We start from the raw sequence: 474 nt of genomic DNA, 5'->3' as shown, positions 1-474 counted from the left end.
TGCAAAGATAAAATGAAAACCAGTAAAACGCATATATTCCTAACAGAATTGTATTTTATGCTACAAGTTCAAACAATTGATGGATGAATTCTTTCTGGTTTTGGACAGACTGATCCCGTAAAGCAATCTGTTCTTTTTTAATCATATGCATAGCCTCTACTCCAGAAAGAATGGATGTAGCTGTGTCAAAGTATTTGAACCCTAGCATAGAACGGATTCGTTTCTTTATAAAACGATGATCTTGTTCTACTATGTTATTCAAGTACTTTTGTTGTCTAAGTCGCATACCGTTAGGTATGCTTTTTCTTACGATTAGTCAACCTATAGATTTTTGATGGATTGAGTACCAAAAATCTATATCACACATGTATCCACGTATAACGCATACTAAATACCCCTAATATGATTCTTTTTTTTACTAGGGGGAGATATGATATGATGAATAAAACTATGATATTAGGCCGTTAACCGATA

The 474-nt window shown here is 33.1% G+C and carries 1 pseudogene; it reads right to left on the bottom strand.

Annotation, left to right across the window (positions count from 1 at the left end):
• Window positions 1-55: 55 nt before the first annotated feature.
• Window positions 56-289, bottom strand: a pseudogene (locus tag MR065_RS27100) (DDE-type integrase/transposase/recombinase); the annotation flags it as partial.
• Window positions 290-474 lie beyond the last annotated feature (185 nt).

Source organism: Bacillus cereus group sp. BfR-BA-01383, assembly GCF_022663495.1.
Classification (GTDB): Bacteria; Bacillota; Bacilli; order Bacillales; family Bacillaceae_G; genus Bacillus_A; species Bacillus_A cereus_AU.
Note: the sequence above shows the minus strand (reverse complement) of the source record. Positions and strands in the feature narration are given on the sequence as shown.